Source organism: Thalassobacillus cyri (genome assembly GCF_900107755.1).
GTDB classification, from domain to species: Bacteria; Bacillota; Bacilli; order Bacillales; family Halobacillaceae; genus Thalassobacillus; species Thalassobacillus cyri.
Genome location: NZ_FNQR01000006.1, coordinates 182,589 through 197,833, shown reverse-complemented (window position 1 = coordinate 197,833; position 15,245 = coordinate 182,589). Strand labels below are relative to the sequence as shown.

The 15,245-nt window shown below is 38.7% G+C and carries 21 protein-coding genes; 3 read left to right on the top strand and 18 right to left on the bottom strand.

The window, feature by feature from the left end:
- Positions 1 to 5 precede the first annotated feature (5 nt).
- Together BLV00_RS09665 and BLV00_RS09660 are read right to left on the bottom strand one after the other, a co-directional pair.
- Positions 6 to 899, bottom strand: coding sequence for a gamma-glutamylcyclotransferase family protein (locus tag BLV00_RS09665; RefSeq protein WP_093044768.1), 894 nt, complete (start codon positions 897 to 899; stop codon positions 6 to 8).
- Positions 899 to 1,882 (bottom strand): P1 family peptidase, encoded by a 984-nt coding sequence (locus BLV00_RS09660; RefSeq protein ID WP_093044767.1) that lies wholly within the window; start codon positions 1,880 to 1,882, stop codon positions 899 to 901. Before BLV00_RS09660 ends, BLV00_RS09665 begins: the two co-directional genes overlap by 1 nt.
- Positions 1,883 to 1,974: 92 nt before the next feature.
- Here BLV00_RS09660 and BLV00_RS09655 point away from each other — a divergent pair, with 92 nt between their 5' ends.
- Positions 1,975 to 2,214 (top strand): transcriptional regulator SplA domain-containing protein, encoded by a 240-nt coding sequence (locus BLV00_RS09655; protein WP_093044766.1) that lies wholly within the window; start codon positions 1,975 to 1,977, stop codon positions 2,212 to 2,214.
- Between the two features lie 69 nt (positions 2,215 to 2,283).
- On the top strand, positions 2,284 to 2,559 hold the full coding sequence (locus BLV00_RS09650) for an acylphosphatase (RefSeq protein ID WP_093044765.1): 276 nt from the start codon (positions 2,284 to 2,286) through the stop codon (positions 2,557 to 2,559).
- Positions 2,560 to 2,592: 33 nt separating this feature from the next.
- Here BLV00_RS09650 and BLV00_RS09645 read toward each other — a convergent pair whose 3' ends face one another.
- From BLV00_RS09645 to BLV00_RS09595, 12 genes are all read right to left on the bottom strand, one after another.
- The gene (locus BLV00_RS09645; RefSeq protein WP_093044764.1) at positions 2,593 to 3,336 is read right to left on the bottom strand and encodes an SDR family oxidoreductase; all 744 of its coding nucleotides are present in this window, start codon (positions 3,334 to 3,336) and stop codon (positions 2,593 to 2,595) included.
- Between the two features lie 248 nt (positions 3,337 to 3,584).
- Positions 3,585 to 4,055, bottom strand: coding sequence for a peptide-methionine (S)-S-oxide reductase (locus BLV00_RS09640; protein WP_093044763.1), 471 nt, complete (start codon positions 4,053 to 4,055; stop codon positions 3,585 to 3,587).
- Positions 4,056 to 4,436: 381 nt separating this feature from the next.
- Entirely contained in the window at positions 4,437 to 4,652 is a 216-nt protein-coding gene (locus tag BLV00_RS22755) for a GNAT family N-acetyltransferase (RefSeq protein ID WP_425441669.1), read from the bottom strand.
- A 78-nt stretch (positions 4,653 to 4,730) separates the two neighbouring features.
- Positions 4,731 to 4,904: a hypothetical protein gene (locus BLV00_RS22750; protein WP_425441665.1), complete on the bottom strand. Its 174-nt coding sequence runs from the start codon at positions 4,902 to 4,904 to the stop codon at positions 4,731 to 4,733.
- A gap of 179 nt (positions 4,905 to 5,083) precedes the next feature.
- Positions 5,084 to 5,557, bottom strand: a complete 474-nt coding sequence (locus BLV00_RS09630; RefSeq protein ID WP_093044762.1) for a DUF4367 domain-containing protein — start codon at positions 5,555 to 5,557, stop codon at positions 5,084 to 5,086.
- Between the two features lie 967 nt (positions 5,558 to 6,524).
- Positions 6,525 to 6,716, bottom strand: a complete 192-nt coding sequence (locus BLV00_RS09625) for a hypothetical protein (protein ID WP_093044761.1) — start codon at positions 6,714 to 6,716, stop codon at positions 6,525 to 6,527.
- A gap of 497 nt (positions 6,717 to 7,213) precedes the next feature.
- Entirely contained in the window at positions 7,214 to 7,615 is a 402-nt protein-coding gene (locus BLV00_RS09620) for a hypothetical protein (protein WP_093044760.1), read from the bottom strand.
- A 155-nt stretch (positions 7,616 to 7,770) separates the two neighbouring features.
- A complete protein-coding gene (locus BLV00_RS09615) occupies positions 7,771 to 8,214 on the bottom strand; it encodes a pyridoxamine 5'-phosphate oxidase family protein (protein ID WP_093044759.1) in 444 nt (147 codons plus the stop codon).
- Positions 8,215 to 8,250: 36 nt separating this feature from the next.
- Positions 8,251 to 8,547, bottom strand: a complete 297-nt coding sequence (locus tag BLV00_RS09610) for a GNAT family N-acetyltransferase (RefSeq protein WP_093044758.1) — start codon at positions 8,545 to 8,547, stop codon at positions 8,251 to 8,253.
- Between the two features lie 509 nt (positions 8,548 to 9,056).
- Positions 9,057 to 9,293 (bottom strand): ferredoxin family protein, encoded by a 237-nt coding sequence (locus BLV00_RS09605; RefSeq protein WP_093044757.1) that lies wholly within the window; start codon positions 9,291 to 9,293, stop codon positions 9,057 to 9,059.
- 122 nt (positions 9,294 to 9,415) lie between these two features.
- A complete protein-coding gene (locus tag BLV00_RS09600; RefSeq protein ID WP_093044756.1) occupies positions 9,416 to 9,988 on the bottom strand; it encodes a histidine phosphatase family protein in 573 nt (190 codons plus the stop codon).
- A gap of 72 nt (positions 9,989 to 10,060) precedes the next feature.
- The gene (locus BLV00_RS09595; protein WP_245728925.1) at positions 10,061 to 11,704 is read right to left on the bottom strand and encodes an amidohydrolase; all 1,644 of its coding nucleotides are present in this window, start codon (positions 11,702 to 11,704) and stop codon (positions 10,061 to 10,063) included.
- A gap of 93 nt (positions 11,705 to 11,797) precedes the next feature.
- On the opposite strand from BLV00_RS09595, the gene BLV00_RS09590 reads away from it, so the two are divergent.
- Positions 11,798 to 12,172, top strand: coding sequence for a cbb3-type cytochrome c oxidase subunit I (locus BLV00_RS09590; protein WP_093044754.1), 375 nt, complete (start codon positions 11,798 to 11,800; stop codon positions 12,170 to 12,172).
- 167 nt (positions 12,173 to 12,339) lie between these two features.
- On the opposite strand, the gene BLV00_RS09585 is transcribed toward BLV00_RS09590, so the two are convergent.
- From BLV00_RS09585 to BLV00_RS09570, 4 genes are all read right to left on the bottom strand, one after another.
- The gene (locus BLV00_RS09585) at positions 12,340 to 12,546 is read right to left on the bottom strand and encodes a DUF6501 family protein (protein WP_093044753.1); all 207 of its coding nucleotides are present in this window, start codon (positions 12,544 to 12,546) and stop codon (positions 12,340 to 12,342) included.
- Between the two features lie 57 nt (positions 12,547 to 12,603).
- Positions 12,604 to 13,341: a DNA/RNA nuclease SfsA gene (gene sfsA / locus BLV00_RS09580; protein WP_093044752.1), complete on the bottom strand. Its 738-nt coding sequence runs from the start codon at positions 13,339 to 13,341 to the stop codon at positions 12,604 to 12,606.
- Positions 13,342 to 13,413: 72 nt separating this feature from the next.
- A complete protein-coding gene (locus BLV00_RS09575; protein WP_093044793.1) occupies positions 13,414 to 14,022 on the bottom strand; it encodes an alpha/beta hydrolase in 609 nt (202 codons plus the stop codon).
- Positions 14,023 to 14,125: 103 nt separating this feature from the next.
- A complete protein-coding gene (locus tag BLV00_RS09570) occupies positions 14,126 to 15,196 on the bottom strand; it encodes an AbrB family transcriptional regulator (RefSeq protein ID WP_093044751.1) in 1,071 nt (356 codons plus the stop codon).
- Positions 15,197 to 15,245: the final 49 nt, after the last annotated feature.

Here is a 15,245-nt window from a genome sequence, read left to right as displayed (position 1 = left end):
GCCTTTTATTTTTGTTTACTTGAACTCTTTTTAACGTAATTCCTGAACCCATCAACCTGGAACTTCTCGACAAATAACTTTTCCAGATGGTTCATATAGTCATCAGACAGGTAGGATGCTGCGCCACGGTGAATTTCCTCTGCATAGTGGAAAGGAGGAGAAAGATCAGGCTTCTTATCAATCACATAAAACGTCAACACATCCTTCCATTGCTTATCGTCTTGTTTAATATCAACTACGGTAGGACGATAATTACCAGTTTCGACCCCTTCACGTTTGAACAAATACTCGACGGCATCCAGCGGCGTCCTGTATAAGACTCCCTCAACATGGTTATCTGCTTCTATGATATCCGCTCTTCCGCCATCATGCACATGGTGGGAAAAGAGAAGACGATAGCCTTCCAATACCCCGCGCCCAAGTTTTTGATGGAAATAATGATCGACGCCTGCCAGTTTGAATCGCTCTTCATCCATACATGAGCCGTAAGCGAAGTAGGTGACTTCATCTTTTTTCACTAATTCGTGCACTTTCCAATCTCCATATGAGATTTCAGTTACAGCCATCTCTTTTCTTTCTGGTGATAAATAATAAACATAAGCCTGATAGCTGCCCTGATCTGACTCTACTTCTTTTATCTTTCTATCATATAAATTGTTCTTGCCTTCTTTCTGGAAACCTTCTAGTTCATCTACGATAGCGAGGGTTGCTTCATCCACTTGATACAATTCCCCATAGACAACCGTATCGTCCTCCAATAACACCGGATAATAGCTTGGCCCTTCATACAATTTCCCTCTTGTACTTGCTTGTTCTGACACGAGTTCTGCATGGTTTAGATGAAAATGGTTCGGCTGATGTTTGCGTAAGGTACCATAAACGAATAAATGATAAAGCATTATGCTTTCCTCCTTTTCTGCAAATCTCTATAGCTTAATAGACTATATGCTGATGTTGTATCCCTGACACCCCTAAGTACTGCCTGTTCTACAACTTTTGCTGCGAGCAATCCCATGGTATTGACATCCGCTTCCACCTCACCAGTAGCCATCAAAAATAGGCTGTCCCCATCGATCAAGGTATGAGAAGGGCGCATCGTCCTGGCAAAACCATCATGGGCAATAGAAGCGATCTTATTTGCCTGAGCTTTTGATAACTTGGCATTTGTCATGATGACACCAATCGAAGTATTGCCGGAAAATCGATTGGCATCAGCTGTTTTTATTTGATTTATTAATATATTTTCAGTAGACAGCAATTCTAAACTATCTTTTTCATACACCCCGGCTATCAGCTTACCGGTTTCAGGGTCAAGGATATCCCCAAAGCTGTTAACGGCGACTAATGCCCCGATTTGTATGTCGGCAGCTTGTAAAGCATAGCTTCCTATACCGCCTTTCATCGCCTGCTCGGGTCCTAAAACCTTTCCGATCGAGGTACCTGTACCTGCCCCGAAATTGCCCGTTTTTATTTCATGGGAATCATAAGCATCCATGCATGCCTCATACCCCATAAGATGATCGGGGCGCCTTTTGCTGTCACCGACTTGAAGATCGTAAAGAATTGCACCAGGAACAATCGGGACTCTTCCTGCTCCGGTATCAAATCCGATTCCTTTCTCCTCCAAAAAATCCATAATTCCCGAACCGGCTGCCAGTCCGAATGCACTTCCACCAGCTAAAAAAATGGCATGGACGCTTTCAACCAGGTTCTCCGACCGTAACAGATCCGTTTCCCGTGTTCCTGGTGCGCCACCTCGTACATCTACCCCTCCGACCGCTCCTTGTTCACAAATTACAACCGAACATCCAGTTGCTGCTTCTTGATCAGCTGCATGTCCCACTCTAAAACCAGTTATAGAAGAAATATCGATCTCATCCATGTTAACAGCCACCTCTCTTTGTCCCTTAGCATATTTTCAGGTTACCGGAACAAACTATGTAAATAAACTACTTTGATGTTGGAGGAAACCACATGGATCATTTGATCGATCCCCATGAAGTTAAAGGCGGCGATGATGTCTATGTCATTTTGGCAAGCATACATAATCCTGCGTCCTGTGATATTAGGCCGGCAAAAATTATACAGTCTCCCGAAAACCCCCACATAAAAACTGTCTATTTACAGAATAAATATTGTAGGATAGAAGAAAACCATGTGCTATTTAAGACTGAACAAGATGCCAGGAACTATTACGAAGAGTTATTTCACTAAGCAGTTTTTTAGAGATTTTGAAAAGGTTATGGTATAAATGATAAAAAAGTTGAATTTAGGGGGTAAAATATGGCTTTTGCACATATCATTGTACACGGGAGAGTACAAGGCGTAGGATTTAGATTTACTGCGCAGCAGGTAGCAACTGAACATAATATTAAAGGTTGGGTGAAAAATAACCCCGATGGTTCTGTAGAAATGGAAGCGGAAGGGGATAAACAGGACCTTGATGCTTTTGTCGAAGATATCCAAAAGGGACCCAGCCCTTATGCAAAAGTTGATCATATCGATATCACTACGGAAAAGAATGAAAAAGGATATAAAAAATTTCAAATAAAAGAATAGCCGCTGCGTGTGCAGCGGCTATTCTTTGTTTCTTTACTTTTTAGCCTGAGATGGGCGTACAATCACTTCATTGACATTGACATAATCAGGCTGTGACACTGCGTAAGTAACCGCTCGCGCTATGTCACCTGGTTCTAATGGAGTCATTTTTCGATTCTTGAAATTTTCAATGACTTCTTCATCCGTAATATGCTCGGTCAACTCTGTGGAAACAGCGCCTGGAGAAATATTCGTCACCCGGACCCCGGTTTTCGATAACTCTTTTTCCATTCCCATCGACAAGGCTCGGACCGCATATTTTGTCGCACTGTAGACAGAACTGGAAGGAAATACTTCGTGTCCTGCTACTGAAGAAACATTGATGATATGCCCGCTTTCCTGCTCTAACATCGTCGGCAGTGCAGCATGGACACCGAACAGCACCCCTTTTATATTGACATCCACCATTTTTTCCCACTCATCTACATGATCATTTTTTAAAAAAGAAAGCAGCATGACACCAGCGTTATTAACGAAGACATCGACACTCCCGAATGCATCCTTGGCTTCAGCAACCAGTTGTTCAACTTTTTCTCGGTTTGTCACATCCGTTTCTACAGCTTTGATATGGACAGAATGCTTTTGCTGAATCTTTAAGGCGATTTCCTCTAAGCGTTCTTTTCTCCTGGCTGCCAGCACGATATTCGCTCCTGCTTCCGCCAGATGCATGGCGATGGCCTCTCCGATTCCACTGCTTGCACCAGTTACTATTGCGGTTTTATTTTTGACACCTGTCATGATAAGTTCCTCCTTTATTACAATACATCTACATATACGCATACCCTCATCTGGACTCGGGTATTCATCAAAACATATCCCATTTCAGATCGTGCTTATTCAACATTTACGCCTTAAACAAAAAAGACGCGATATGAGTTATACGCGCCTGATAGTTGAACATGATTAAACTGCTGTGTTCCCGTTATTAGATAGTAAAGCATTCCTGAAGACTATAGAGCTTATAAATCATCTTTCAATATTTCCCCTTACTTATATCTACTTAATATTTCTTCTGGAATATGACAATAATCATTTGGACACCTGGCTAACCTATCTTGATGTTCTTCTGCACTTCTCACGTAGTTTGTAAGAGGTAATACTTCAACAACTATACGGTCATAATCCTTTCTCTCACTAAGAAACGCCTTCGCCTCTTTTAAGTGTTCAGGATTTTCACTATATACTCCTGTTCTGTATTTTTCTCCAACATCCTGTCCTTGTTTATTCAAACTGTATGGATCAATGATTTCAAAGAAATATTCCATTAATTCCTGGATCGTTACAACTGTTGGATCAAATCCTGTTTTTACACATTCTGCATAGCCATCATAATCACCCTCAAGTGTGTGACTGGTTCCATTAGCTCTTCCCGCTTCTGTAAACTTAACTCCAGGTAAAGTTTTTATAAAAGCTTGTACTCCCCATAAACATCCACCTGCAAAGTATACTACTTCCATATTGACTCTCCCCTTTGTTTAAAACACCAAAATTTAAATCTAAGTAAATAAAAAACGAAAAAGACTGCAGTTACTTGTGTCACAGTTCCTACAAATTCATTGGTAATATATGAATAACTCACGTTTGTGACATTAGAAAGAGTAAAAGTCATTGAACTCTTTCTAAAAACAGTTTAACTTCTTTGGAAGACTTTAAGAATGATAGCTAGTTTATTTTCAGGCAATTGTTCAAGTTTCTTTAAGATTTTTGGTATTTTAGTTTTGTTGGGCCCCATATCCATTTTCTTCACAATTACGAGCTTAATAGAAATTTAATTTTTAACAAGTATTTGTTATAACCTGACTTACGCAATTAACAGACATTCTGTAATAAAATAATCTTTAGTTAAGTATAAGAACAAATTCTTCTACCTCTTCACCACGTGCGTTAGAAAACCCTCTGTCTTCACCAAAGATTGTAAAACGTTTCTCCAGTACCTTGAGTGACCTTATGTTGTCCTTGGCAGCACGAGCATAAAGTGGACGAATGGTAACGCGTTTTAAAAATGCCTTTAAGGCATTGGTAACGATTCCTTTGCCCCAATATTCCCCATCCAGCAGCTAAACCCCTGGTACCCCGATCTGCTCGAAACACAGGATATTTCCAGCAACATTATTTTGAACAGTGATCGTTTTCTAGATGATGTCTTTATTCTCCAGAATTTTATTCCAGTGAGTTAAGAAGCTGTTCCAATCCCCCGGGTCCTTACTTGTAAATGCCGCCATATGATTGGCATCCTGATCCTGTTGGAGTTTGAAGAAAACCGGAAGATCATCTTCCATTACGTTTCGAAGCATAATATTGCTCACAAAATTTCTCCTTTGTAGTTTACTAGTTTTAGAAAACGTATTTCAAGTTACCTTTAAATTAAACGGCCCTTATTATGAAAGTCGGACGCATCTTACTCTTGAAAGGCCCCCTAAACTGAAAGACTTGATTCCGAGATATCGATTTAAAAACGTAGCTCCGTTAGTTTTATAAAGTTAGCCTAATTTACTTGATTAAAATTATCGGCTATATTAAGTACTTCTTCTTTGGATGTAGAGTCGCTATCCACGAATAGTTCATAATAAATATCATCTTTATTCCATTTTAAAATCTTAACCTTTTCTTTTTCCCCGTATTTTCCTTCTAGGTCTTCCTGTATCTTTACATGTTCATCTGTAAAATCTAATGCATTTTGGCTTTTTGTTGCGTGAAAAGTGACCTCTTTTTGGTTTTCACTTATAAATGAAACTTTAATAAAACTATTCTCCATTCCTCCTATATCCTCTACGTTTACCCTTACCTCTGTTGGACCAAATGGAAGTTTAGTTGGAATTTCTGGAGTAAACGACGCATCGTTTAATGAGTTAATAACTCTTTCTTTATTGTATTTTACAAGCTCCTTTGAGTCGGTTTCTTCACTGCATCCTACTAAACTAAGAATAAATACCATTACGATAAAAATAACTTTTCTCAATGCTCTCCCCCCGTGCTTTTAACATTTAAAAGTATACCTAAATTGTAAATATTGAAAAAACAATAGTTAAAATAACTTTATTTATAACGAATGCTTAATTGCTAATACCAACTTTTTCCATAATTATTATATATACCATTACAAGTAAAAAACCAAATCCTAAAGAACTTTGCTCTACATTAATAGTTCTTTATATGCTGTATAACACCTCTTTTTTACAGCAAGGAAACGAGGATCTGTGAATAATAAAAGGGAGCAAACCATTATTTAAGATTTGCCCCCTTTTATGGAATAAGCAAAAAACTTTCATTTAGATAAAACTAATATTTTTTACCTTCCCGTTCTAAGTTGATACTTATTTCTTCGCTTTTAAGTGCAATACTGCAATCTTAACACTCTGTTCTCAGTAAAGTGATTTTCAAAAAAGCGATACTCTGTTTCAAAGAAGCCTTCGCAGGGGTTATTGTGAAGGCTGGTAATATACTTTTCAAGTTAATGACAATTCAGTTAAATCCTTGGAACATTTAAGTTTTTTATCTAGTTATGTGGTAAAAAGTAATTAAAGGATGGCTGAATTGAAGAAAGGGGTAACCGAATGTATATTATCGTCCGTAAAAATAATGGTGCAACGGAAACCTTAAAGAAATCAAACAGCCGTGTGAAGAAAACTTTTAACGATTTTTATACCGCACATATGCTTGTACAGAAACTTAATTCGAATACACATTCAAAAATGCATTGGGATGTTCAACAGAAGTAAGCAGGTTAATGCCTGCTTACTTCTTTGTGAAAAGGCGAGTACTCATTATAGGATAATCGCCCAAATACTATCTTATTAACGGTTGAAATTTAGTTATAAACCTCAAAAGACTACTCCAGATTAGCCCCCTTTAACAGAAGACTTGATCTCGAGAAATCTTTCAGTGAATCTTTACCTAACGTACCCGTTAATAGAACAAGTTTATTGTTAATCTTTATTCAAATCATCATCAAGGAAGGAATTTTTCTTTTCTCTAGTATCTTGAATCCCATATTTATTTTCAAGATATAAACCGATTATAGAACTGTTAATCCCCCTTCTGACTGCCGTTTCAATAATTATATAAAGAATAAATAGACCGATTAGATAAATTATAATAGTTAAGCCAATGCCCTCCATTAAATCCCTCCAAGTTCGTATATTTAATAAACAAACCTTATCAAAATTTGTTTCTTAGCGTAAACTGCTGCGTAGTTGAAGAGCGGTTGTCCTTATGGAACAATCGCCCCTCCTTTTCTTGAAAGCTTAAAATCAAGATAATTTATTTTTCCTTATGTAGGTTAGTCTTCAGTTTCACCAATTTCCCCCAAATTGCTTAATAGCAATTGGCTACAGATTACGGATAAAAGAAAAATAATTCCTGGATCCCCGGTATTCCATATTAAAGTTACCGTTAAAAATAGGATTACTGAAGCACTAATTAATATGACAATGTATATTAAGTAACTTATTACTGTAGTCATGGTTAATCCTTTCTGAATTTCTGTAAATAATAGTTTCTAGAATAGCCCCCTTTAACAGAAGACTTGATTTCGAGATATTGAAGCAGATCTTCAACTAACACACCCGTTAGCTTAATAAAACTCTTTTTATAATTAGGGACTACAATAAAATGACTAATTAGTAAAGCTATTTTCAACGTACTCTCTAATCTTCTTCCATTCATTATTTTCTTTACGGAAAGTCTCTACAAAAAGTAATTTTACATCAGTCATTTCTCCGTCAACTTTAAAACTTACCCAAAATATAGCTACACCTTCTTTTTGCTTATTAATTTCTATTAGGACATCTTCAAATATCCATTTAGGGTTTCTTCCTTGATACTGCTTGTACGCTTGAACCCAACCTTGTTTAGCCTCTTCATTACCCCAATCTGAGACAATTACATCAGGGGTAGCCCATCTAACTTTTAAATCCTTTGATTGATGTGCTGACATCCACTCTGCATTTGAACTATTCCAAGATGCTCTATACTCCACTAAAAACCCCTTAAATTCATCTAATAATGTTTGTTCCATCCCAACAACTCCCTATTATTTCTGTAATAAATTTCTTCCACATTTTAAACATTCCTGCTCCGTCAGCACAATAAGCAAAAGCCACTATGTATCTATTGCCCCCTTTATTGAATGCTTGAATTCAAGATGAATTGGATTAGGAGGAACTTAAAGACTTATATACTCGGTATAAAAGATTGGTCTCTCACCACTACTGTTTCTGGTACAAATTTTATTAAAACATTGCTATTACCTAGCCCTTGGAACCTTGGATCCCAACTTTCTTCATCTGTCCCTAGATAACGCTCAAGTAATTGAGTTGCAATCTTTTTATCAAAAGGCTCAACTGTAGCATGACCTCTGAATCCAGCATGCAATACTTTTCCTGTTGTATGATCAAGATCTACAATACCGATAGCACACGCTGGGTTTTCTTCGATTCTCCCTGGAAAACTGTCCGAAGAAGGCGTTCCAATGATATAAATGTGTTCATCTTCCCAATAAAACCAAACAGGTGACTCTCTCGGTCCTTCCTTAGATAATGTAGAAAGGTGAGCAAATAGTGGTTTTTTCAGAAATTCATCTAGATCAAAGCTTTTATTACCTGTGATAATTTCCAAATTAAATACATCCTTTCAGTTATAGTAAAAATTAAATCATTTAGTAAAGCGAAAATTTGTTAATAATTCTTTACCCAGAATAACTTGAAGATTTTCTGATGAAATAACCGGGGCAACTTCTTTAATGGGTTTCCAACCCTTGCTTTTATATAGAGTTATAGCTGGATTATTAGCTATTGAAGTAGTTAAGACAGAAGTAGTATTTAGAACTTCATCAAGTGTCTTATCGTGCAATGCACTTCCGACTCCCAGCCTTTTATGTGATGGATCAACAGCTAACTCTACAAATTCAAAACAATCCTTTAACCAATGGTCAGCTTGTTCTTGTGTCATTTGTTTTTCTAATTTTTCTCGATAAAATAAGCCAGGTAAACTTCTATAACCATAAGAAAAACCTACTAACCCTCCCTTTTGATCGGTTGCTTTTAAACCTATAAATCCTATGTAGTATGCTTATGTATATTTTCGACTACGGATTCTAGCTCTTCACTTGAAAAGCTTTTCCCTATAAAGGTACTACAATATAACGTGGCAACGCCCTGTAAATCTTACTCTTTTTCAAGTAAGGACGAAAAATTAATCCTTTCTTTCATAAAATCCTCCTGTATTTTCAATTTATTTCCACACTAATCATTTCAAAATACCTCGGTTAATTCAATCTTCATTTATCTTTATCTCGAATTCAAACCTTTCATATAACTGCTTCTATTGTTGAATAAGCTTCATATAAAAAATCAACAATAACGTTTAATAGAGAGAGCTTTTTAAAGACTTAAAACAGAACAAAAATAAAAAAGCTGCGTTGTCCTAACGCAGCTTTTTTATAATGTGTTATGAATCCATTACTCTTCGAAGAATTTACGATTGATTTCGATATATTCTTTTTCTTCTTCTGGTACTTCATCTTCCATGTAGATCGCTTCAACCGGGCAGACCGCCTCGCAAGCTCCACAATCGATACAGATACCTGGATCGATATAAAACATATCTTCTCCTTCGTCTATGCAATCGACTGGACATACATCTACGCATTCAGCCGCTTTTTCATCCTTACATGGTGAAGTAATGACAAATGCCAAGTGAATCCCCTCCTTTTATATTGGTAAGTTCTATTTTATTTACAGGTGTGATGAACATCACTCCATATAATATCTATTTGATACGATCTCATTTAATTCCTGCTTATTTATGAGAAAAATCGCTATTCTGTACTTTGAGGATGAGGGAGGTAGTCTTCCCATATCCGTTCTACTGTATAGTCCCCACCTTGCTTTTGAACAAGGAAAACATCAGGGTTACTGATGGCCTTCCAATGTTCGAACCCAATTTCCACATCAAAAGTCTGTAACAGAAGTGCCAATAGATTCCCATGCGTGACCAAAGCTACGGCATCATGTTCTTCATCTTGCTCAATTTCCTGAAGCAATTGCTGGACCCTTGTTTTTGCTTCATTCGAAGACTCACCGCCGGGCATTTTAAAATCAAGATCTTTAAAAGTCTTTTCTAAATAATCCATGAAATCATCTAACGGTTCTTTACTTAAAATTCGTTCCTGGAGACGGTCATCAATTTCAATGGTCAGTCCTTTATTGGCAGCAAAGGGCCTGATGGTTTCTACCGCTCGAAAGTATGGACTGGAGATCACTCGCTGGATCTCGGCTTTCTCTAGGAAATTAGCAAGCATTTGTGACTGCCTGATTCCTGACTTCGTTAAGGGAGAATCATGATGTTGTCCTTCCGTGGCACTATGCCTGATAAGAAATAACTTTTTCACCTCTGACCATCTCCTCATTTTACAGGTTATCTTTATTATGGAGGATAGAGACTATATTGACAAGGCGGCTTGCTATCCTTCTTGTTTTTGAAAGACACACCTTCCACGATACCACGTTTCCTCAACCTCTATATTTTTAATTTCGCTATCTCCCACTTTTAACGGATTCTTATTTAGCAGGACAAAATCCGCCTGGAATCCTTCTTTTATTTTTCCCTTGGCGTGTTCCTGGTATTCAAGTTCTGCCGGAGTAACGGTAAAACTATGAAAGCTGTCGGATAGGCTTAATTTTTCCTGAGGCATCCAGCCTCCCTCAGGATTGCCATCTAAATCGGTACGTGTCCCTGCAGCATAAATACTTTCTAAGGGATTTATGGTCCCAATCGGTAAATCGGAGCTTAATGTAATTGGGATGTGACTTTTAATCAGGCTATTGAAGGCATCACAGTAAGGGAGTAAATCTTCCGGCGTCCATTTGTCCTTATCCATCCACTCTTCCATTAGAAAAGAAGGCTGTGTTTCAATATAAGGCTTAATCTTTTTCATACGTTCGATCAAATCAGGTGCTTTACATTGGGCATGAATAATGCGATGGCGCAGCACTTTCGTTTTTGCTTCGGGCATTTCTAAAGCGGAGACTGCTTGTTCTACAGCACGGTCACCGATGGCATGCATGGCGACCTGCATATTATTTTCAGCTGCAGTCTTGATCATGCTATTCAATTGTTCCTGGCTATAAATCAACACTCCATCTGTATCCGGTTTGTCAGGGTAGGGATTCCGCATAGCAGAAGTATGCAGGCGTTGCGTGCCATCTAAAAAGATCTTGATCGCTCCTACTTTCACTTGTTTTGTCCCATCTCCGGTACGCCTTGTATTCTCTTTTATGAAATCATCCAGATCGTTTTTATCGAAGATATAATGATGCAAGTGGACATCAATAGGTAATTTCTCTTCTGATTCCAGTTCCGTGTAGGCTTGCCACAACTTTTCGTAAGAACCGATGAAATTCAAGTCATCGGTGTGCAAAGAGGTGATTCCATATTTTGATATGTGCGGGAAGGCTTTCTTCAATGCTTGCTTGGCATCCTCGACAGAACGCCCCCAGAAGTGGCGTTTGATATAGTGGACAGCCGTATCCTTGAAACGGCCATTCCAGTTACCATGTTCATCGGTTTCCTTGAACATATCAGGTTCTTTCTTAAAACCTTCTTCTTCTTTCAATAGTTCTAATGCTTTCCGGCTGATGACGCATTCATGACCATCCTGATGCATGAAATACATGTATTTATCAGGAAAAATCTCTTCCAAATCATCTGCTGTCAGCAGCTTGTCAATATCTTCGAACGATCCATCATCAAACCCTTTCCCAAATATCCAATCATATTCTTCCATTTCTTTATAGTGGTTCTGTACAGCCTCTTTCATTTCCTGCCAGCTGGCGACTTCGGTCAAGTCCAGTTCTTTTTTCAGAAGACCATAGCGAAGTAAATGCATGTGGCTGTCATTAAAGCCGGCCGCTACTATACCACCTTTGCCATCATGAACATCCTCTTCATTTCCCTGATAACGACCGGGTGTTATGGAAGTAATTGTTCCGTCCTCAATTTCCATATGATAAATAGCTTCGTCATTACTATACGGACGATAAAATTGAATATTATCAACGATCATCTTCTCATCCTCCCTTTTTGCTATCCCGTTAAAATTACCCATAACCACAGCCTATAAAACATTTCCCGCTTAAGTTAGAAATGCTACTAAACGCAACCATAGACTCATACATATAGGTGTAAAGGAGGGATACAAATGGGTGTGAAATTAATTAAGCTTTCGACTTTATATTTTTTGCTGGGGGCAGCACTTGGTTATGGTATGTCGATTTCCCATGATTATGCGCTTGCGCCTGTTCATGTCCATATCAATTTACTTGGTTGGACAGCATTGACATTAGCTGGTATTGTATATTATTTATTTCCTTCAGCTGAGTCTTCCAGGCTAGGTAAATGGCACTTCTGGCTTCATAATATCGGCTTGCCGATCATGATGGGATCACTCGCACTCCTGATTGTCACACAGAATGAAGCTTTAGGAGCAGGTACTGCTATAGGGGCAAGCCTGGTGATGATCAGTGTGGTATTATTCACGATTAATGTCTGGAAAAATATCAAACCAAAAAGCTAGACAGCAGGTGCTGCCTAGCTTTTTTATAGGTATCATTCAGCTTAGTTGTCGTTGATATAAAAAGAGCAGTACAGCCACTCGCTCATTATATTCCTCAATCGCCGCGGCGGTCAGGACAGGAGTGTCTTAACAACTACATCATGTTACAGCAGTCTTATAAAAATTACTTAGCTGATTTCCTTAAAATAATCTTTGTAGAAGCCACCGATTCTTCCGGAATTATCAAGAATGAAATAAAATTCCTCTGTTTCATTTTTTACATCGTAGACTTTACCTGGTGTGAGTACTTTATCTACCACGAACTTTTCAGCATCATTGTGCACACATTCAATTTGCTTAATCGTTTTGCTTGATTCCCAGTTTTTATGGATCATGTTACCCCATCCTTTTTCCAGTTTATTTTTCTATGATATCGTTTTAGGCCGCCACGCTCAACTATTATTCGTTGCATAGTGAAAAGGAATTTCGTTTTCATATTTGATCCCTGACCAGTCGACAGAGCATTTGCTGCCAAGGACGGTCACTCCATGAACTGCCGCTTGTTTCAAAGCTGCACTGAAGGCCGGGTCAATTTCATCGGCCGTTGTAATTGCAACTATGTCATTCCGCTGAGCGACAAATAATATAGCTGTGTCCACTTTTCCTTCCTGCTGCATCTGCGTCAGTTCCTCCACATGTTTTTTGCCCCGCTTGGTAACAGCATCCGGAAACTTTCCAATATTATTTTCTCTCATGGTGACACTTTTAACCTCCAATATCAACTTCCTGTTTCCGTTATCAAGGAGGAAATCGAAGCGTGAAGGTCCCATTGAATATTCTCTTTTTAGTAGCTTATAGTTTTTCAATGAAGGAATCATTTCATTGAGTAACGTTTTTTCGACTAATTGGTTGGCAAGCTGTGTGTTTAGAGAAACCAGGGTATGTGTATAGTTATCTTCAACCATTACCGCGGACCAGGCTGTTTTCCTGTTCGGATCCTCATGATATCTCACAATAACGGCTGCTCCCTGCCGTAATAACCCAGTTAACCTGCCTGGATCAGGAAGGTGTACCCGAATGGTATGATCATTTTCTTTTAACCGACAATGCAAAATAAAACGATTAGGCCGTTCGAGGAAAACCGCTTCAAATAATTTATCTTGTTCAAATGGAACAAATGCTGTTTGCATGATATCAGCCACCTTTCTCCGTAAAAAGAGTAAAAAGAGACTGTCTCATCCAATTGAGACAGTCTCCTAACTTCATTTCTGAGTCTTATCATACCATTTTCTTGCTTCCTTGACTTCTGCTTCGGTAAGTTGGTGTCCATATTTCTCCCAAAAGACTTCCACCGTAGCTCCGGCATTTTCGAACATCTTTTTCAGTTCCGTCGTTTCTTCAGGTGGACAAATTGGATCGTTCTCCCCAGCTCCAATGAACAGCTGCTTATCTGTCAAATCTGGAAGCTCTACATTTCTCCTTGGAACCATCGCATGAAAGAGCAACGCTCCTTTCAAACTGTTCTTGATGTGGAACAATAAGCTGCCAGCGATATTCGCTCCATTGGAGTAGCCGGCGGCAATCACATTTTCCCGCTTGAATCCATAAGCTTCAGCCGCTTCGTCTAAAAACTCATCCAACTCTTTAGTTCGGTGAATCAAATCTCCTTCGTCAAAAACTCCTTCACGTAATCGCTTGAAAAAACGCGGCATTCCATTTTCGGATACATTTCCACGGACAGAAAGAACCGAAGCTTCAGGGTCGATCATATTCGCAATCGGCAAAAGATCTTGCTCGTTTCCTCCCGTACCATGGAGCAGCAACAATACATTTTTACTTTCCGTTTTTCCTTCCCGGAATATATGTTTCATCTTCATTCGGGTTACCTCCTCTTTAAGCTAACTATATTTGTAATTTGATATACATTTATCTCAGTATCAAGACGATGATATCTCACATTCAAGATAACGTCAACTAAGACCTCTCAGCCTCCAACTTTTCCTTATCCAGTTTAGGTAACACACACTGCAATACAAAAGGAAGAATCAAGACAATCATCAGCAAACGAATCATCTGCAACGAACTTACGATGGAAGGATCTCCTCCCGCTTCATCAGCCGTTAAAGCCATTTCAATGAGTCCCCCAGGGGCGATGCTGAGAATAGCAGTCGGCAATGACATGCTTGTCCACTCACTAAGTAAAACTCCGAATCCGAAAGACATCCCAATCAGTAATAAAGCCAGAATAAAATAATACAAACAATACCGGCCAGCTTTAACAAGATCTGTGATAGACACGGAATTACCTAAGTATACCCCTAAGCTGAGCTGAGCTAAAATAAACAACATGGCCGGTAATTCTAATAAGGGGATACCAAATGCCCGGCTGATTCCTGTCATCAGCATGGGAATGATAACCAAAGACGCGGGCACTCGCTTTTGTAATAAAGAACCAAAAACGAACGCAGCAATGTAGATAACCAGGGTATACCACTCGCCGGGTGGAGCAGTAGTAGAAACAGGCACACCTTGCCCGGCCTCCCTTACAAAAAAATGAGTGGCCGCAAACGGGATGACAAATAATATCGTGACCAAACGAATGGTTTGGATGATGGTGACAAGGACCGTATTCCCTTTAAGAGATTCACTTAAAGCAAGCATCGCAGACAGACCGCCTGGCACACTGCCCAGCATACTTGTTTTGGCATCTACTTCTATCACCTTTGATAGAAAATAGGCATTCAAAAGACTGATCGCAATCAAAATGAGTGTAAAAATTGTATACGGAAGTAAATAAGGAGTTACATTTATAAACGTATTCGCAGTAAATGTACCGCCAATTTGAATTCCTAAAAATCCAAAACTGATATTCCTTAATTTTAACGAGGCATCAGTAGGCTGTTGGGTGGTTATTTTATAGAGAAGTAAAAAGGTAACCGGACCGAGGATCCACGGAAGAGGAAAATGCAAAAGATGGAATGCAGCCCCGCCGATAACTGCAATCATATAGGATATGGATAGTTTTATAAATCGAAATTTATTCATGATAAAATCCCCTTCCGGATTATTTTATCATATCATTCATCTCCTTCCT